Here is a 17,196-nt window from a genome sequence, read left to right as displayed (position 1 = left end):
GTGACGGTAAATTACTGATTGCTGGCCTGCATCGCTTCGATCTGCATCTTGATCTGTTTCACCGCGTTATCGAGCGCGGCCTGCGGCGCCTGCTTGCCGGTGAGGCTCAGTTCAAGCGCGGCATTAGCCGGCCCCCACACTTCCCCCATCTCCGGAATGCCCGGCATGGCCATCGCCCGCGCCGACTGTACGGCGACGGCGCTGGCCTTTTCGTCATTTTTAATCACCGGGTCGTCAATCATCGCCTTCAGCGGCGGGATTTCGCCGGTGGCGACATAGCGGGCTTTTACATACTGCGGCTGGTTGATGAACTCGATAAACTGTTGCGCCAGCGCCTTGTCTTTACTCCAGGTCGATACCACGTAGCCCTTAACGCCGAGGAAGGAGCTCATCGGCTTGCCGTCCGGCAGGGTCGGCAGCGGCACCACGCCATAGTTGATACCGGCGGCTTCATACGGCTGGAAGGCCCAGGGGCCGTTGATCACCGCTGCCGCTTTTTTCTCGGTAAACAGCGAATCAATGGCGTTCAGCCCGTTATCGCCGAGGATCCCTGCAGGGAAAGCCTTCTCGGCATAGAATTTTTTCAGGAAGGTCACGGCTTCCACAGCGCCGGGAGTATTGAGCCCCACCTGCTGCGGGTTGAAACCGCCGCCGTCGTTCTTCGCGAAGATATAGCCGCCCATCGGGCCAATGGCTCCCCAGCTGTAGTAGATCTGATCAAACTTCGCCAGCAGGCCGTATTTGTTCTGCTCGCGCTGGGTCTTCGAGTAGTCCAGCCAGGCCTGCAGGCTGTCCAGCGGCTTGTCGATCAGGTCCTTGTTGTAGATAAGCACCAGGGTTTCTACCGCTTTCGGGATGCCGTACAGCGCGTTGTCCATGCGGAAGGCATTGATAGAGGCTGGCGTAAAGGCATCCTGTTTCGCCTGCTCGACGTTGAGCGGCGAGAGAAGCCCCTGAACGACGGCGCCGCCGAGCTGGTCATTCGGGATCACCAGCACGTCCGGCCCAATGCCCGCCGGGCCGTCGAGGCGCAGCTTTTCCAGCTGCTGGGCATAAGGCATCTCCTGCAGATTGACCTTCACGTTGTACTGCTTCTCAAAATCGCTGACCGCGGTTTTGATGCCAGTGGATTTTTTAATGTCTTCCCAAACGTTGAGCTGCCCGGCGGCCTGCGCCTGCAGGCTGGTAAGTTGCCCCGCCGCGAGGGTGGTAAGGATCAGTGCAGCAAGCGTGTTCTTTTTCATTATCAACCTCATGTGAAGGTATAACAATTTAATGGTTTTTATTTGAATTACGTCTGTCAGCTAGAAAAAAAATCATTTCAAACTGCGTTGTTACATAGAAAACAGACGCTGATTCGCTTTTGTTATACGCTACGCTTTGATTAGGGATAAAACTACCATAAGCTGCCAGTTGTGTGATCATCCTTGCAGAAATGAAACGCCGCTGTATGGCGCAAAATCCGCGGAAGTTATAGTCAGGACATGATTTTAGCGCTGTTGAATATCGTCACGCTGCTTTGTTACACGTAATACAATTTCACTCAACTCAGCGACACGCCAACGGCAAACAACGGCTACTCACTTCGGGGAATGTGGATGTCCAATATACGACTGAGGAATGTCACCAAAAGGTTCGGCAGCACGGTGACGCTGCACCAGGTCAATCTCGATATTGAAGATGGCGAGTTTGCAGTCTTCGTCGGCCCTTCCGGCTGTGGAAAATCGACGCTGTTACGTATGATTGCCGGGCTGGAAGAGGTTAGCGACGGGGAAGTGCTGATCGGCGATGAGGTGATGAACGATGTGGTCCCCGCCCGCCGCGGCGTGGCGATGGTTTTTCAGTCCTACGCGCTCTACCCGCACATGACGGTGGCGGAGAATATGGGCTACGGGCTGAAGGTGAATAAAGTGCCGAAAGCGGAGATCCGTCGCCAGGTGGAAATGGTGGCCAAAACGCTGCAGCTCTCTCACCTGCTGGACCGTAAACCGAAGCAGCTCTCCGGCGGCCAGCGGCAGCGCGTGGCCATTGGCCGCGCTATCGTGCGTAATCCCCGGGTGTTTATGTTCGATGAGCCGCTTTCTAACCTCGACGCGGAACTGCGCGTCGATATGCGCCTGCATATTGCCCGCCTGCACCAGGAGCTGAAGACCACCATGGTGTATGTCACGCACGATCAGGTGGAGGCGATGACTCTCGCTGATAAAATCGTGGTCATGAACTACGGAAAGGTTGAACAAATGGGTTCGCCGATGGCGCTTTACTACAATCCGGTCAACAAATTCGTCGCCGGTTTTATCGGCTCGCCAAAGATGAACTTTTTACCCGCCACCGTCAGCGACTGGCAGCCAGAGCGTTTAACGGTCACCCTCGCCCAGGACCATCAGCTCACCCTGAACGTTGCCACCCAACCGCTTAACCCCGGCGCCGCGGTAACGCTGGGGATCCGGCCAGAGCACCTCACGCCTGAAGTCTCCACCGGTACCGTGGTGGAGTTTCAATGTGAAGTGGTGGAACGTCTGGGCAACAATACCTACCTGTTCGGCCAGTGCTATGGTCACGATAACGTCAAGGTTCTGCTGCCCGGCGACGTCCATTTCCGCCCGTGGCAGAAGATTAATCTGGCCTTCGATGACCGCTTCTGCATGGTGTTTGATGAGAACGATCTGCGCATCAGCGCCGATATCACGGCACCAGACGCGCACTAAGCCAACATATTGCTGTCATCTGCGCAGCGTATGCTGCGACTGAATGCCGGAATACATCCTGCCCGGCATTCACACCCTCATTTTTATTCTGCTGCATCGGAATCATCCTTCTCTCCCGGCATCGCAGGCTATTGTGATGCCGGTTTTTTTCCCCACACAGCGCGATTTCTCCCACTGCGCCCGGTTTATCTTTCGCATATACTGATGACACCCGGCGAACGATAAGGACACAGGCATGAGGACCCGGCATCTGATGGCGCTGTTTACAGGGGTGCTGATACTGGCCATCATCCTGCCCATCTCGCTCAGCATCTGGCAGGCGGCGCGGCAGGCCAAAATGCAGTTCTATCGTGAACTGGATGATTATTCCAACCGCATCGTCGTCCGCACGCTGCAGGTCGCCGATCAGGCCCGGGAAGCGCTGCGGGAGGCCGATGCACATACAGCCTCGTCCTGTAGCCCTGAACATCTGCTCATGCTCCGCCGGATCGCCTATACCCACCGCTACGTTCAGGAAGTGCTCTGGCTGCAGGATTCCGTGCCGCAATGCTCCTCCCTGGAAGACCATAGCGTCGCGGTGACCTTCCCGCCACCGGACCACATTGCCTCCGACGGCTATCGCACCTGGCTGACCTCGATTAACGATCTTGGCCTCAATCACCAGATGACGGCCATGGCCAGCCAGCAGCATATGGTAATGATCGATCCCATCTCCTTCATTGATGTGGCGCCCGTCAGTGAGGAGAAGATCCATAGCATGCTGTTTGGTTTGGACCATCTGAAAATGGTGATCAGCAGCCAGCCGCTGCCGGCGAAGGCCTGGCAACGGATTAAAGACCCGCACCTGAATATGCTTACCCTGGATAATACGGTCTACCGGATCCAGCGCATTCCCGAGCTGGGATCCGGCATTGTGACCTGGTCATCCACCCTGCCCCTGCAGCAGCACATACGACAGCAGTTGATCTTCTGGCTCCCGGCCGGCATCTTCACCAGCCTGCTTGCCACCTGGCTGCTGCTGCGCCTGCTGAGACACCTGCGTTCACCGCGTAACAGTATGCTGGACGCCCTCCATTCCCAGGCGATTCAGGTTCACTATCAGCCGATTATTTCATTGCAGGACGGGAAAATCGCCGGAGCCGAAGCGCTGGCGCGCTGGCAGCAACCCGACGGTACCTATTTATCGCCGGATATCTTTATTCCCCTGGCCGAGCAGACCGGGCTGATCACCCAGCTGACGGAAGATATCGTCAGGAAAATTTTCGCCGATCTGGGCCCCTGGCTGAGGCAGCGGCCGGAAGTGCATATCTCCATCAACCTGTCGGTGGATGACTTACGCTCTCCCACCCTGCCCACGCTGTTACACGATCAGCTGCAGCACTGGGGGATCGCCGCCGAACAGATCATCCTTGAGATCACCGAGCGCGGGTTTGTCGACCCGGAGACCACCATGCCGGTGATCGCTCACTACCGTCAGGCTGGCCATCGGATCTCGATTGACGATTTCGGTACCGGCTACTCCAGTCTGAGCTATCTGCAGAAGCTGGACGTCGACACGCTGAAAATCGATAAATCCTTTGTCGATACCCTCGAGTACCGGCCGCTGACGCCGCACATTATTGAAATGGCCAAGGCGCTCAATCTGACCACCGTCGCCGAAGGGGTGGAAACCGAAAGCCAGCGCGACTGGCTGCAACAGCATGGCGTTCAGTACGCCCAGGGATGGCTGTACAGCAAAGCGCTGCCAAAAGAGTCATTTATTCAGTGGGCGGAAGATAATCTCCATGCGCATTAAGCGGCAGGCAGCCTGCGCAGAAGGTCAGCGGGCGCGGCCTCTTCGCCGCCCTCTGCCGGAGGCTACTTCAGATAGGATTTAATCACCTGCATCACCGTCTCCAGATCCGCTTCACGCTGCGTCTCATCTGGCTCTTTCACCACATGGTCGGTCAGATGCCCCTGGATAACCTGCAGCATCATGCCATTGACCGCGCCGCGGATCGCCGCCAGCTGCTGTAGCACCTCAGCGCACTCATGCTCGCGATTAAGCATTTTCTCTAATGCGGTACTCTGCCCCTGAATTTTCTTCAGCCGGGTCAGTAACTTCTTTTTGTCTCTCACTGTGTGTGACATTGCGCGATCCACCGTTTTATTCTGCCGTCATTGCCCGACCTTCGACGCCGGCAACGCTTGCCAGCATAGCATGATCCCTTTTATCAGCCTCTTTTTCTACTGGGGGGTAGTATTTTACTACTGGGGGGGAGTAGCATAGAACCACTTTTGGCAAGGATCCCGATATGAACGATTTCACTTCCCTTCTGCAGCAGGGCAATGCCTGGCTGTTTATTCCCAGCGCGATACTGCTCGGCGCGCTGCACGGCCTCGAACCCGGCCACTCAAAAACGATGATGGCCGCCTTTATCGTGGCGGTACGGGGAACCTTAAAGCAGGCGGTTCTGTTGGGGCTGGCGGCGACGGTCTCGCATACCGCGGTGGTCTGGCTGATCGCCATGGCCGGCCTGTGGTTTGGCCGCGGCTGGAACGCCCAGACTTCTGAGCCCTGGTTTCAGCTGATCTCGGGGATTGTCATTGTGTTGATTGCCTGCTGGATGCTCTGGCGCACCTGGCGCGAATCGCGGCCCCACGCCCACCACCATCATCCTCAGCACGGGCACGACCATGACCATGACCATCATCATCATGAACATCATGACCACCATCATTCTCACTCCCCTGGCGCGCCGCTGGTGGCGGAGGAGTGGCAGGACGCGCATCAGCGGGCCCATGCTCAGGAGATTAACCGGCGCTTCGATGGCCGCCAGGTGACGACCGGGCAGATTGTGATGTTTGGCCTGACCGGCGGGCTGATCCCCTGCCCGGCGTCCATTACCGTGCTGCTTATCTGTTTACAGCTGAAGAAATTCTCGCTGGGCGCCACGCTGGTACTGGGCTTTAGCGTCGGTCTGGCGCTGACGCTGGTGGCTTCCGGGGCTATCGCCGCCCTGAGCATGAAACATGCCACCCGCCGCTGGCCGTGGCTTAACGACATCTCGCGCAAAGCGCCCTGGATCTCAGGCTTACTGATTATTGTGGTGGGGATCTACATGATGCTTCATGGCCTGAGCGGCCTGTAAACCACAATGCGCCCTCTTCTTGACGACGAGGGCGCGGGTTCCCTTCAGGAGACGCTCTCCCGGGGAGTGCTGACCGCCCGGCGGCGGACGGGCTGGCTGAACCACGGCAGGCACAGCTGGATCAGCGGCCCAATCGACAGCGCGTAAATGACGGTTCCGACGCCAAACTTGCCCCCCAGCAGACAGCCAATCAGCAACACGGAGAGCTCGATCGCCGTACGGATACCGCGCAATGACCAGCCGGTGCGAGCGTGCAGGCCGGTCATCAGGCCATCGCGCGGACCCGGGCCAAAGCCCGCGCCAATGTACATCCCGGTGGCGATAGCGTTCATCACAATCGCCACCACCAGCAGCGCACTGCGCGCCACCAGCGACTCCAGCGGAGGCAGGACGGCCAGCGTGGCGTCCGCCGCCAGCCCCAGCACGATAACATTACTCACCGTGCCGAGCCCCGGCATCTGCCGAATCGGGATCCATAGCAGCAGCACCGCGGCGCCGGTCAGGATAATCACGGTCCCGAAACTGATCCCCAGCTGTTTAGCCACCCCAAGATGAAAAACGTCCCACGGATCGGCGCCGAGATTAGCATGCACGAAGAGCGCCGTGGACACGCCGTAGAGCACCAGACCGATATATAACTGCAGCAGGCGACGAAGCATATTTTTTCCTCAACATCATTGCGAATGCCCTCATCATCAGCAAAAATGGACTGATAATTAATGGCCAGTTTTGGAAAAGTGGATCGCTATGTCAGCCCGACGCTTTGGAACACAGTCCCTGGTACGCCTGCTTGGCAACTGGCAGGAGTCCAGTTCCCGCACACCGCTATGGCGCCAGCTGGCGGAAGCGCTCCGCCTGCTGATCCTCGATGGCCGTCTGACGCTACAGACGCGCCTGCCCGGCGAGCGCGAGCTGGCGGCAGCCCTCAACGTCAGCCGGACGACCATCGCCAGCGCCCTCGGCCAGCTGCGGGAGGAGGGGTTTCTCCATAGCCGCCAGGGGAGCGGGTCGCGCATTGTCCTGCCGGAACGCCCTGCCGATCTGCCGCCGCACTCTGCGACCCCCTCGACGATCAATCTCTCTACCGCTGCCCTCAGCGCCGGTCCGGAGGTCCATCAGGCCTTCCAGCACGCCATGACCCTGCTGCCGCCCTATCTCACCCAGACCGGCTACGATCAGCAGGGGCTCCCGGTGCTGCGGGAAGCGATTGCCCGGCGCTACAGCGAACGTGGCCTGCCGACGCGGCCCGATGAAGTGATGGTGGTCAACGGCGCGCTCAGCGCCTTCGCGCTGATCCTGCGTCTGTTCACCGGCCCCGGTGACCGGGTGGTCATTGACGCCCCGACCTATCCAATGGCCATCAGCGCCATTCAGGGCGCCTCCTGCCGGCCCGTCGGGGTCGCACTCCCCCAGCAGGGATGGGACTGCGATGGATTAGCGGCGACCATTGCGCAGACCGCGCCGCGTCTGGCATGGCTGATGCCGGATTTTCACAACCCTACCGGGCGCTGTATGGATGCCCCTACCCGCCAGCGGGTCGCGGACATCGCGGCCAGGACGCGAACAACGCTGGTGATCGATGAGACCATGGTCGACCTCTGGTATAACGCCCCGCCCCCGCCGCCGCTGGCCTGCTTTAATCCCGACGCCGCGGTGATCACTATCGGTTCGGCCGGGAAAAGTTTCTGGGGGGGACTGCGCATCGGCTGGATCCGCGCCAGCGCGCGAACGATCGCCTCGCTGATTCAGGCCCGCGACTCTCTGGACCTGGGTACGCCGCTGCTGGAGCAGTTGGCCTGCAGCTGGCTGCTGGCAAACGCCGCCACGCTGCTGCCGCCGCGACGGGAGATGCTGCAGGCGCGCCGGGACATGTGCGAAGTGCTGATGAAAGAGTATTTTCCCCGCTGGCGCTTTACGCCACCGGAAGGCGGACTCTCTTTTTGGGTGGAACTCCCTGACATGCTGGCCACCCTGTTCTCTGCGCGGGCGGAAAGCCAGGGGATCCATATCGGCACCGGGACGCGGTTTGGTCTGGAGGGCGCGTTCGATCGCTATTTACGTCTGCCGTTTACCTTGCCGGACGAAGCATTGCGCCAGGCCTTCTCCACGCTACAACCATTGTGGCATAGCCTTGCAGAACAGCGGGAAAATACGCGTTTGCGGAAAATAATATAAGAAAATATCGACGGGCTGGCTTCAGCCCGTCAAAAGTCCGTCATCCATGAGGTATATGAGATGTTTTTATAAAATTGCCTGGGTATCCTGCCATCTGGTTATGGCAACCCGGTGACGGAAATAAGGCAATTTCATTAATGCTGGCGCGGAATAGGAAACCCTTTCAGGGAAATAATAAAGCCATCTTCATCTTTTTTAATTTTAGCGCCGGTGTCACACCAGTCGGAGGCAATGCGAAAGAACTCATCACTACCGATATTCCAGTTCAGGCGGACGTGTTTTACGTATCCTGAGCGCAACATATCGCAGGCTTCGCTATAGTTGCTGGCTGTAGAGAATTGTTGTTTCATTTTTTCTTCTTCAGAAGTTTTCTTAATGCTTTGATTTCTTTAGGGGTTAATGGCGTCGCTTCCTCTTCGGTATGCTGGCTGTCAATGTCCTCTTCCGTCACCCCCGCCTCACCTGCTGATGCCTCCAGCTGAAAAGCCAGCTGCAGCAGCTTTTCCGTTGCCGTACCCAGGTTCTCGTTATTCACTTCCGCATAATGACGCAACTTCTCTTTTAACTCAGCGTCAATTTTTACATTCAAAACCACTGTGGTCATAGCTACGCTTCCCGTGCAATAAAATCATCATAATTAATACACGAAGTTAACATGCTGATCCAGAGATATATTTATAGCATGGATCTGGCAACAAATTCCCAGCAATAAGATGCGCTTTGTTTATGACACGAAAATGACATTAATATTGCAGTAGCATTTCAGATTTATGACAAGTCAATATTATGGAATAAAAACGGGTTGTTTTAGCAACAAAAAATAATATGTGATCTGTATCAGGTATTAAATATAGCAGGAATAAAGACCGGGAAAATATAAGGGATATATCATGAGGGCGAAATGGGTGGGGGCCCTGCCAGCTACATCCCGGCACACACGTCGTCTGCTCTGGCTGCTTCCTTCCGGACCTGACCTGGTAAACAGAGTAGCGTTGCGGGAGAACCAACAGAGCCCCCATTGAGAGCGTTGTTACCCAACGCGCTGGCGCATTATCCCTGCTGACCTGGTGAATTGCAAGCGCGCCCCGACTGCCTGCTGGTTTATTGCGCAATAACGCGAATAAAACCAGTCACTCACGCTCAATCTGTGAGAGTGAGAGCGTGCGCTCAGCACACTGCCGGGATATCCACCATACTTATCCACCTTATGTTCTCTTTTATCATCAGCGCATTGTCTCTACGGTAATCGAATGACTGACTCATCACCACAGACCATCACTCTGCCTTTGCCCGCCATTGAAGGGATGACCATCGCCTTTCAGGGGGTGAATTATCTGCGCCCTGAAAAAATGCTCGACTTCGTGACTATCAGTCAGGCGCCGGTGCGGGCGGTCACGCCGCTGGCGCTGCTCTATTCCACCGTTGGCGTGCTGCGTCAGGTGGAACTGCGCAAGCTACCGGTCTACATCAGCGGTCGGGTGGTCTACCCCATCTCGTCGCTGACCATGCCGGGCCTGCGCGCGAAGCTGATCATCAACGCCACCTCGCAGCGGTTAAAATTCCTGGAGAGCCTCATCGCCAGTTCACCTTCCGACAATGTCCATGGCATGCAGATCCTCGGCCTGGCCCTGACGTTCACCGTCGAACAGCCCGCCTGATCTGCAGGCTGTACAGCCTGCAGATCAGCGCTTATGCTGGCATTTTTCGGGTAACAGGACTGAATATGGATCCGCTCGATACATTTCCCCAACGTGTCTGGCACATTGTGGCGTCAATACCGGAAGGGTATGTCACGACCTATGGCGATGTCGCCAGGCTGGCCGGTTCTCCGCGCGCGGCGCGCCAGGTGGGCGGTGTGCTGAAGCGTCTGCCGGAAGGGTCCACTCTGCCCTGGCATCGGGTGGTCAATCGCCATGGCGATATCTCCCTCACCGGCCCCGATCTGCAGCGGCAGCGTCAGGCATTGCTGGCCGAAGGGGTACAGGTCTCCGGCAGCGGCCATATCGATCTCCAGCACTATCGCTGGGTTTACTGAAGACAAAAAAAAGCCCCCATCCGGGGGCTCATCGAGCTTACTGTGCGACAGGCACGGCGGTCTGCTGAACCGGAACCAGCGTCAGGTCGGCATGGGTGCCCCCCTGGTTGATCACCGTCTGCACGGTATCGGTAATGAACATCAGCTGGCCATTAACCGTAATCGCTGCGCTCAACAGAATGCGGGCGTTCGGTTGAATATCTGCCGGGTTGTAAGGCAGGGCAAAGTTAAATGGCGCCTGCTTGCCTTCGGTACGCACCGCTTTTTGCGACAATACGCGGGCTGGCGCATCTGCCAGAGAAGCATCCGACAGGGTCACCGTCAGCACCGCATCCGGCGGTAATGCGATTCTCTGGCGGATATTAATCGTCCCCGTGACGCTCGGCTGCTGCTGCGCCACGCTCAGCGTCGCAATACCGTAAGGGTCGGGTGCGGCTGCCTGAGCGGAAGAACTGGTGGAGTGGTGATTAGCACAGGCGGTCAGCGTCGCGGCGACGGCTAAGGCACTAAACATATAGGCAAATTTCATGATGTTCTCCTTATCATCCCTTTATACCCAGGAGGATGTTCCGCCGCTTCGCCGGCAGGAACTTTCGTGTCGTCAATAAGTGTGGCACAGATCTCAGATTTCTTCCTGTTGACCGGTTGTTATTCAGATTATTACACCGATCGGACCACTTGCGATTCCAGGTTATACTTTGCCACATTACGCGCACGGCGCCGCCATTGTTAATTGAGGATAAGTATGAGTCAGGCACTCTCTAACCTGCTGGCATTATTAGATCTGGAAAAAATTGAGGAAGGGTTGTTCCGTGGACAGAGCGAAGACCTGGGATTGCGCCAGGTTTTTGGCGGCCAGGTGGTGGGCCAGGCGCTGTATGCCGCAAAAGAGACCGTGCCCGTTGAACGTCTGGTGCATTCGTTTCACAGCTACTTTCTGCGCCCCGGCGACAGTCAAAAACCGATCGTCTACGATGTGGAGGTCCTGCGCGACGGCAACAGCTTTAGCGCCCGCCGGGTCGCCGCTATCCAGAACGGGAAGCCGATCTTCTATATGACCGCCTCCTTCCAGGCGCCAGAGCACGGCTATGAGCATCAGAAAGCGATGCCGGACGCCCCCTCCCCTGACGGACTTCCTTCGGAAACCGACATCGCCCGCAAGCTGGCGCATCTCCTGCCGCCGCAGGTGAAAGACAAATTCCTCTGCGATAAGCCGCTGGAGATCCGCCCGGTGGAATTTCATAACCCGATGAAAGGCCATATCGCCGAGCCGGCGCGCCAGGTCTGGCTGCGCGCCAACGGCGCCGTCCCCGACGATCTGCGCATTCATCAGTATCTGCTGGGCTATGCCTCGGACTTTAACTTCCTGCCGGTGGCGCTGCAGCCGCACGGCGTTGGTTTCCTTGAGCCCGGCATGCAGGTCGCCACCATCGACCACTCAATGTGGTTCCATCGGCCGTTTAATATCAATGAGTGGCTGCTGTACAGCGTTGAAAGCACCTCGGCCTCCAGCGCCCGCGGCTTCGTTCGCGGCGAGTTTTACACGCAGGATGGCACGCTGGTTGCCTCAACGGTCCAGGAAGGGGTGATGCGCAACCGCAACGCATAAAAAAGCCTCCCTGACGGGAGGCTTTTTGCTACATGGAGAAGGGTTTTCTGTCAGGCGTTGTAGGCGTTTTCGCCATGGCTGTTGACGTCCAGCCCTTCGCGCTCCTGCTCTTCCGGTACGCGTAGCCCTACGGTCATATCCGCCACTTTGTAGCCGATGAAAGCGACGACGCCGGACCAGACCACGGTAATGCCGATACTTTCCAGCTGCACCAGCAGCTGATGGCCCATGGTGACGCCTTCCGCATAACCGACGCCGCCCAGAGAAGTCGCCGCGAAGATACCGGTCAGGATACAGCCGACGATGCCGCAGACGCCGTGGACGCCGAAGACGTCGCAAGGGTCATCCACACGCAGCCAGCGTTTCAGCGCAGTCACGCCCCAGATGCCCGCCAGGCCAGAGGCGATACCGACGATCAGCGCGCCGCCGACACCGATATAACCACACGCCGGCGTAACGCCAACCAGACCGGCAATTGCCCCGGAGCAGGCGCCCAGCAGTGAAGGTTTGCCGCGCAGAGCCCATTCGCCAAAGGTCCACGCCAGGATAGCCGCGGCGGTCGCCACGACGGTGTTAACGAACGCCAGGGCCGCGATTTCATTCGCTGCGCTGGCAGAGCCGGCGTTGAAGCCGAACCAGCCCACATAGAGGATAGCGGTGCCGGTGAACACCATCGGCAGGTTATGCGGTTTGAACGCTTCTTTGCCGAAGCCCACGCGTTTGCCCATCATATAGGCGCCCACCAGCCCGGCGACCGCGGCGTTGATGTGCACAACGGTGCCGCCGGCGAAATCCAGCGCGCCATGGGTCGCCAGCAGACCGCCGCCCCAGACCATATGCGCAATCGGCACGTAGGAGAGCGTCATCCACACTACCACGAAAATCAGCACCGCGGAGAAACGGATACGTTCAGCCAGCGCGCCGACGATCAGCCCGACGGTGATGCAGGCGAACGAGCCCTGGAAGGCGACGTGGATATACTGATAGAAGGTGCCCATCAGCGCTTTCAGTTCAATATTTTTCAGCATTACCCAGTCAAAGCTGCCGAAGAAGCTGCCGCCGGTGCCGAAGGCCAGGGTATAGCCATAAATGACCCACAGTACGCAGACGAGGCCAAAGGTGACAATCACCTGCGTCAGCATGGAAAGAACGTTCTTACCGCGGATCAGCCCGCCGTAAAACAGCGCAATCCCCGGGATAGTCATAAACAGAACCAGCGCGGTGCAAATCATCATAAACGCATTATCGGCTTTGTCCGCCACCGCAGGCGCGGCCATCGCCAGCCCCGGAAGAAGGGCTAACGCCCCCAGACCCGATTTCATTGTTGCCATTTTCATTGTTTCGTTCCCCATCACTGTGTGGTCTGGAAATTACAGTGCCGCTTCGTCAGCTTCGCCGGTACGGATGCGAATGACGCGCTGCAATTCAGCGACAAAAATTTTGCCGTCGCCAATTTTTCCGGTGTAAGCCGCTTTGCTGATGACATCGATAACTTCATCCAGCTGATCGTCGGCGATCGCCACATCAATCTTCACTTTTGGCAGAAAGTTGACGCTATACTCGGCGCCGCGGTAGAGCTCCGCATGACCTTTCTGACGGCCAAATCCTTTGACTTCAGTGACCGTCAGGCCCTGAATGCCGATGGAAGACAAGGCTTCACGCACGTCTTCCAGTTTGAATGGTTTGATTACCACGGTAACCAGCTTCATAAGTCCCCTCCAGTCAGTATTCGGTAATGGCCGCAGCTAACACGATGGATATAAAGCAAGGGCTATGCCAGAAATGAAAAAAGGCCGCTGAGCGGCCCTTTGATGGCAAAAAACAGGCGAGAGGTCAGGCATTAGCCTGCGTAAAGGCGTTTAACGGGCAAAAATGCACCATGGCGGTGCATTTGATGTAACGTTTTTGCACCACGACAGGCCGACCCGCCTTCGCTGCCTGCTGGTGGTGCATCAGGCGCTGAGCGACTCTTCTCTGGCGCTGGCCGCCAGCTCTTCACCAGCCAGCTGTAGCTGATACATCTGCCAGTAGCGGCCTTTCGCCGCCAGCAGTTGCTGATGGTTGCCCCGCTCGACGGCCTGACCGCGATGCAGGACCAGAATGGTATCCGCCTCAACGATGGTCGACAGACGATGGGCGATAACCACCAGGGTGGTATGCTGGCGAACCTTCGCCAGCGCCTGCTGGATCGCCTGCTCGGTGCCGGAGTCGATGTTCGCCGTCGCCTCATCCAGAATCAGAACCTGCGGGGTCTCCACCAGCACGCGCGCCAGCGCCAGCAGCTGCTTCTGTCCGACGGAAAGATTATTGCCCTGCTCGCCTAGCTGGGTGTACAGGCCGTCGCTCATGCTGCGCGCCACCGCCGCCAGCTGCACCGCCTCCAGCGCTTCCCAGACCTGTGTTTCGCTGATGTCCCGGCCCAGCGCGACGTTGGCGTAGAAGGTATCCGCCAGCACCACCGGATCCTGTTGCACCATCGCGATGCCCCGACGCAACGCGCTGTGGCTGAGAGAAGAGAGCGGCCGGCCATCGATGCGGATCTCCCCGTGGGTTAACGGGTAATAGCCCATCATCAGACTGGCGAGGGTACTCTTCCCACTGCCGGTATGCCCGACCAGCGCCACAAAACTGCGGGAAGGTATATCCAGCGTGATATCCTGGAGGACCAGACGATCCCCGCGGTAGGCAAAGGAGAGATGGTCGATTTCCACCCGACCGCTGCTCAGCGGCGCGTCATCGGCGCCCCACGCCTGGCGCGGACGGTCCATCAGTTCGAAAACGCGTTCGCCGGCGACCACCGCCTGCTGCAGCATCGACTGCTGGGTGGTCAGCTCAATGAGCGGCTCGTTGAGGCGTCCGAGATAGCTGATAAACGCGTACAGCACCCCGACCTCAATCGTGCCCGCCGCGCTAAAGCCGAACAGCATCAGCAGCCCGCACAGCACCAGCGAGGAAAAGAGGCTCAGCAGCGGACGCAGCAGAAAACCGTCCAGGCGCAGCGTCTGCATCCGCGCCAGGTAGTGGGCGTAGCTGGCCTCGCGCATCCGTTCGCCAAAGCGCGCCTGCTGGCGGAACTGCTGGATGACCCCCATGCCGTTGATCACTTCATTAAAACCATCGTTGATGTCGGCAAGCCAGGCGCGCACCCGGCGCACGATCGGCGTGCTATAGCGCTGATAAATGATCATCACGATCAGCACCGCCGGGAAAATCGCGATCGCCACCAGCGCCATCCGCCAGTCGAGGCTAAACATCGCCACCAGCATCGCGCCGATCAGCGCCGCGCTGCGGAGCACCGTCGCCACTACCGTCACATACAGGTCACGAATGACTTCGGTATCGTTGGTCACGCGTGAGATCAGCTGCCCGACCGGCTGAGTATCAAACTCGCTGAGCGGCTGATGCAGGGCGGCATCCATCACATCGCTGCGTAACTGCTGGACCACGCCGACCGCGGCGCGGTTAAACAGCAGCGACTGGTTATAATGCAGTAGCGCCGCCAGCAGCTGCAGACCGATATAGGCTGCCGCCAGGCCTGCCACCAGCTTCAGCGGCAGAGTCTGTTTCGCCACCATATTGTCGATGAAATAGCTGATAAGCAGCGGGCCGCTCACCTCCGCCGCCGCCGCGATCCACATCATCGCCACCGCGATGGCCAGCGGCTTACGCCACGGTGAACCATAGGCCAGCAGGCGTTTAAGCGTCGGCCAGAGTTCGGTAAAGCTACGCATCCAGGGCCTCCTCTTGCTCCTGGGGAACCTCGTCGAGCGCGGCTTCCAGCTGCTGATACCGATACATGTCGCGGTACCAGCCGGGCTGCACCGCCAGCGCCTCATGGCGGCCGCGCTGGGCGACATGCCCATGCTGCAGCACCAGGATTTCGCTGGCCTCAGTCAGCGCCGACAGGCGGTGGGCGCTGATGATCACCGTCCGCCCCTCTCCCCACTGGCGCAGGTTATGCAGGATCTGGTGTTCGGTGCGGCCATCCACCGCGGATAAAGCATCATCAAGGATCAGAATTTCGGCCTCCAGCAGCAGGGCGCGGGCAATCGAGATGCGCTGTTTCTGGCCGCCGGAGAGCATCACGCCGCGCTCGCCTACTTCGGTATCGTACACCTGGGGCAGACGCAGAATGTCGTCATGCACGCTGGCCAGCCGCGCCACCCGCTCAATCTGTTCCGGCGTCGCGTCCGGTTTTCCCAGCGCGATATTATTGGCGACGGTATCGGAGAATAAAAACGGCGTCTGATTGACCACCGCCAGCCGTTCGCGCCAGCTGTCGAGCTGCAGACGCGGTAGCGGCAGATCGTGAAAGCGGATCTCGCCGCTGGTGACGTCAAAATGGCGCTGCAGCAGGGCCAGAATGGTGCTTTTGCCAGCGCCCGTCGGCCCGCAGATGCCCAGCATTTGCCCCGGCTGCAGGGTAAAATTAACCTGTTCCAGCGAAGGCTTGCTCGCCTGCGGATAGATGAAATCGCGGATAGCGACCTGCAGGACGCCGCGGCCAGCCGGTACCGTCTCGGTCCCGTCGTCCACCGCCGGCGCCTCTTCGAGCATGGTGCGAATACGACCATAGGCCGCGCTACCGCGCTCCACGATGTTAAACATCCACGCCAGCGCCAGCATCGGCCAGATCATCAGACCAAGGTACATCACAAAGCTGGTGAGCTGACCCAGCGTCAGGCTACCGTGGATCACCATCCAGCTGCCGCCGCCGATGGCCAGCAGATTCGCCGCCCCGATGGCGATATAGATAGTAGGGTCGAAGCGAGCGTCAATGCGCGCCACGCGCATATTTTTCGCTCCGGTATCGGCCGCATCGGCGGCAAACTGCGCCGACTGGCGATCCTCCAGCCCGAACGCCTTAATCATGCGGATGCTGGTCAGGCTCTCCTGCGTGCGATCGTTGAGGCTGGAAAAGGCCGCCTGGGCAACGCGAAAACGTTCGTGAAGGGCATCACCGTTGCGTTTGATCGCCAGGGCCATCAGCGGCATCGGCAGCAGCGCCAGCAGGGTGAGCTGCCAGCTAATCTGCGTCGACATCACAATCAACACCGCACAGCCCATCACCAGGGAATCCACCAGGGTTAACACCCCTTCACCGGCGGCAAACACCACCCGGTCCACGTCGTTGGTGGCGCGGGCGATCAGATCCCCGGTGCGATGGCGCAAATAGAACGCCGGATGCTGGCGGCTCAGCTGCCGGTAAAAGTCTTCCCGCAGTTCAACCGCCAGCTGGTAAGAGGCGCCGAACAGCAGCACGCGCCAGACATAGCGCAGCAGGTAAACCATCACCGCGATCAGCACCAGCGCGCCGATCCACATCCACACCTTCTCCGCGGTGTAATGTTGTTGCGTCACGCCGTCGACCACAATGCCCACCACCTTCGGCGGAACAAGCTGCAGGACGGCAATAATGGCCAGCAGGGCAATGGCGCCAAGATAGCGGCGCCACTCCCGGCGGAAATACCAGCTGAGTTGTGCAAATAATCGCAAGCAGTAAGATCCTGATTTTGTTATGGGTTACGGCGCAATACC

Annotated in this window: 17 protein-coding genes and 1 other RNA gene; 7 read left to right on the top strand and 11 right to left on the bottom strand. The window is 58.6% G+C overall.

The features are described 5' to 3' along the window. Window positions 1-11: 11 nt before the first annotated feature. Window positions 12-1,244 carry a maltodextrin ABC transporter substrate-binding protein gene (locus MKR05_RS15030; protein WP_044521281.1) on the bottom strand — a complete coding sequence of 411 codons (1,233 nt, stop codon included), beginning with the start codon at window positions 1,242-1,244 and terminating at the stop codon, window positions 12-14. Window positions 1,245-1,598: 354 nt separating this feature from the next. On the opposite strand from MKR05_RS15030, the gene MKR05_RS15025 reads away from it, so the two are divergent. Beyond that, window positions 1,599-2,708: an ABC transporter ATP-binding protein gene (locus MKR05_RS15025; protein WP_023288632.1), complete on the top strand. Its 1,110-nt coding sequence runs from the start codon at window positions 1,599-1,601 to the stop codon at window positions 2,706-2,708. Between the two features lie 235 nt (window positions 2,709-2,943). Next, entirely contained in the window at window positions 2,944-4,503 is a 1,560-nt protein-coding gene (locus MKR05_RS15020) for an EAL domain-containing protein (protein WP_284118281.1), read from the top strand. Between the two features lie 62 nt (window positions 4,504-4,565). Here the strand turns inward: MKR05_RS15020 and MKR05_RS15015 are convergent, their stop codons facing one another. Further along, complete coding sequence (locus MKR05_RS15015; RefSeq protein ID WP_004204767.1) at window positions 4,566-4,838, bottom strand: metal-sensing transcriptional repressor; 273 nt, start codon at window positions 4,836-4,838, stop codon at window positions 4,566-4,568. A gap of 164 nt (window positions 4,839-5,002) precedes the next feature. On the opposite strand from MKR05_RS15015, the gene MKR05_RS15010 reads away from it, so the two are divergent. Beyond that, window positions 5,003-5,839 carry a nickel/cobalt efflux protein RcnA gene (locus tag MKR05_RS15010; protein WP_044521274.1) on the top strand — a complete coding sequence of 279 codons (837 nt, stop codon included), beginning with the start codon at window positions 5,003-5,005 and terminating at the stop codon, window positions 5,837-5,839. A 44-nt stretch (window positions 5,840-5,883) separates the two neighbouring features. Here the strand turns inward: MKR05_RS15010 and MKR05_RS15005 are convergent, their stop codons facing one another. After that, window positions 5,884-6,498, bottom strand: coding sequence for a YitT family protein (locus MKR05_RS15005; protein ID WP_032453862.1), 615 nt, complete (start codon window positions 6,496-6,498; stop codon window positions 5,884-5,886). 88 nt (window positions 6,499-6,586) lie between these two features. On the opposite strand from MKR05_RS15005, the gene MKR05_RS15000 reads away from it, so the two are divergent. Continuing rightward, window positions 6,587-8,014 carry a PLP-dependent aminotransferase family protein gene (locus MKR05_RS15000; RefSeq protein ID WP_044521273.1) on the top strand — a complete coding sequence of 476 codons (1,428 nt, stop codon included), beginning with the start codon at window positions 6,587-6,589 and terminating at the stop codon, window positions 8,012-8,014. Between the two features lie 134 nt (window positions 8,015-8,148). Here MKR05_RS15000 and MKR05_RS14995 read toward each other — a convergent pair whose 3' ends face one another. The 3 genes from MKR05_RS14995 to ffs all read right to left on the bottom strand — a co-directional run bounded on the left by MKR05_RS14995 (window position 8,149) and on the right by ffs (window position 9,023). Then, a complete protein-coding gene (locus MKR05_RS14995) occupies window positions 8,149-8,364 on the bottom strand; it encodes a hypothetical protein (protein ID WP_004142688.1) in 216 nt (71 codons plus the stop codon). Further along, window positions 8,361-8,618: a hypothetical protein gene (locus MKR05_RS14990; RefSeq protein WP_023288627.1), complete on the bottom strand. Its 258-nt coding sequence runs from the start codon at window positions 8,616-8,618 to the stop codon at window positions 8,361-8,363. Before MKR05_RS14990 ends, MKR05_RS14995 begins: the two co-directional genes overlap by 4 nt. 308 nt (window positions 8,619-8,926) lie before the next feature. Continuing rightward, window positions 8,927-9,023: signal recognition particle sRNA small type (ffs, locus tag MKR05_RS14985), an RNA gene on the bottom strand. 241 nt (window positions 9,024-9,264) lie between these two features. Here ffs and MKR05_RS14980 point away from each other — a divergent pair. After that, a complete protein-coding gene (locus MKR05_RS14980; protein ID WP_017898905.1) occupies window positions 9,265-9,672 on the top strand; it encodes a hypothetical protein in 408 nt (135 codons plus the stop codon). Between the two features lie 65 nt (window positions 9,673-9,737). Then, window positions 9,738-10,049, top strand: coding sequence for an MGMT family protein (locus MKR05_RS14975; protein WP_023288626.1), 312 nt, complete (start codon window positions 9,738-9,740; stop codon window positions 10,047-10,049). A 37-nt stretch (window positions 10,050-10,086) separates the two neighbouring features. On the opposite strand, the gene MKR05_RS14970 is transcribed toward MKR05_RS14975, so the two are convergent. Further along, window positions 10,087-10,578 carry a YbaY family lipoprotein gene (locus tag MKR05_RS14970; RefSeq protein ID WP_023288625.1) on the bottom strand — a complete coding sequence of 164 codons (492 nt, stop codon included), beginning with the start codon at window positions 10,576-10,578 and terminating at the stop codon, window positions 10,087-10,089. 216 nt (window positions 10,579-10,794) lie between these two features. Between MKR05_RS14970 and tesB the strand changes: the two genes are divergently transcribed. Continuing rightward, entirely contained in the window at window positions 10,795-11,658 is an 864-nt protein-coding gene (tesB, locus tag MKR05_RS14965) for an acyl-CoA thioesterase II (protein ID WP_032453859.1), read from the top strand. Window positions 11,659-11,708: 50 nt separating this feature from the next. Here the strand turns inward: tesB and amtB are convergent, their stop codons facing one another. The 4 genes from amtB to MKR05_RS14945 all read right to left on the bottom strand — a co-directional run bounded on the left by amtB (window position 11,709) and on the right by MKR05_RS14945 (window position 17,154). Beyond that, window positions 11,709-12,995 (bottom strand): ammonium transporter AmtB, encoded by a 1,287-nt coding sequence (amtB, locus tag MKR05_RS14960; RefSeq protein ID WP_004204781.1) that lies wholly within the window; start codon window positions 12,993-12,995, stop codon window positions 11,709-11,711. Between the two features lie 33 nt (window positions 12,996-13,028). Beyond that, window positions 13,029-13,367: a P-II family nitrogen regulator gene (glnK, locus tag MKR05_RS14955; protein ID WP_002891893.1), complete on the bottom strand. Its 339-nt coding sequence runs from the start codon at window positions 13,365-13,367 to the stop codon at window positions 13,029-13,031. 243 nt (window positions 13,368-13,610) lie between these two features. After that, a complete protein-coding gene (locus MKR05_RS14950; RefSeq protein ID WP_023288623.1) occupies window positions 13,611-15,389 on the bottom strand; it encodes a SmdB family multidrug efflux ABC transporter permease/ATP-binding protein in 1,779 nt (592 codons plus the stop codon). After that, window positions 15,382-17,154 (bottom strand): SmdA family multidrug ABC transporter permease/ATP-binding protein, encoded by a 1,773-nt coding sequence (locus MKR05_RS14945; RefSeq protein ID WP_238875293.1) that lies wholly within the window; start codon window positions 17,152-17,154, stop codon window positions 15,382-15,384. The genes MKR05_RS14950 and MKR05_RS14945 overlap by 8 nt, the downstream gene beginning before the upstream one ends. Window positions 17,155-17,196: the final 42 nt, after the last annotated feature.

Origin of the sequence: Klebsiella sp. K5-204 (assembly GCF_030128585.1) — a bacterium.
GTDB lineage: Bacteria > Pseudomonadota > Gammaproteobacteria > Enterobacterales > Enterobacteriaceae > Klebsiella > Klebsiella quasipneumoniae.
Note: the sequence above shows the minus strand (reverse complement) of the source record. Positions and strands in the feature narration are given on the sequence as shown.

Coding starts and splice junctions, on each gene's coding strand:
- MKR05_RS15030 (WP_044521281.1), bottom strand. CDS start 1,244: ATGAAAAAGAACACGCTTGCTGCACTGATCCTTACCACCCTCGCGGCG.
- MKR05_RS15025 (WP_023288632.1), top strand. CDS start 1,599: ATGTCCAATATACGACTGAGGAATGTCACCAAAAGGTTCGGCAGCACG.
- MKR05_RS15020 (WP_284118281.1), top strand. CDS start 2,944: ATGAGGACCCGGCATCTGATGGCGCTGTTTACAGGGGTGCTGATACTG.
- MKR05_RS15015 (WP_004204767.1), bottom strand. CDS start 4,838: ATGTCACACACAGTGAGAGACAAAAAGAAGTTACTGACCCGGCTGAAG.
- MKR05_RS15010 (WP_044521274.1), top strand. CDS start 5,003: ATGAACGATTTCACTTCCCTTCTGCAGCAGGGCAATGCCTGGCTGTTT.
- MKR05_RS15005 (WP_032453862.1), bottom strand. CDS start 6,498: ATGCTTCGTCGCCTGCTGCAGTTATATATCGGTCTGGTGCTCTACGGC.
- MKR05_RS15000 (WP_044521273.1), top strand. CDS start 6,587: ATGTCAGCCCGACGCTTTGGAACACAGTCCCTGGTACGCCTGCTTGGC.
- MKR05_RS14995 (WP_004142688.1), bottom strand. CDS start 8,364: ATGAAACAACAATTCTCTACAGCCAGCAACTATAGCGAAGCCTGCGAT.
- MKR05_RS14990 (WP_023288627.1), bottom strand. CDS start 8,618: ATGACCACAGTGGTTTTGAATGTAAAAATTGACGCTGAGTTAAAAGAG.
- MKR05_RS14980 (WP_017898905.1), top strand. CDS start 9,265: ATGACTGACTCATCACCACAGACCATCACTCTGCCTTTGCCCGCCATT.
- MKR05_RS14975 (WP_023288626.1), top strand. CDS start 9,738: ATGGATCCGCTCGATACATTTCCCCAACGTGTCTGGCACATTGTGGCG.
- MKR05_RS14970 (WP_023288625.1), bottom strand. CDS start 10,578: ATGAAATTTGCCTATATGTTTAGTGCCTTAGCCGTCGCCGCGACGCTG.
- tesB (WP_032453859.1), top strand. CDS start 10,795: ATGAGTCAGGCACTCTCTAACCTGCTGGCATTATTAGATCTGGAAAAA.
- amtB (WP_004204781.1), bottom strand. CDS start 12,995: ATGAAAATGGCAACAATGAAATCGGGTCTGGGGGCGTTAGCCCTTCTT.
- glnK (WP_002891893.1), bottom strand. CDS start 13,367: ATGAAGCTGGTTACCGTGGTAATCAAACCATTCAAACTGGAAGACGTG.
- MKR05_RS14950 (WP_023288623.1), bottom strand. CDS start 15,389: ATGCGTAGCTTTACCGAACTCTGGCCGACGCTTAAACGCCTGCTGGCC.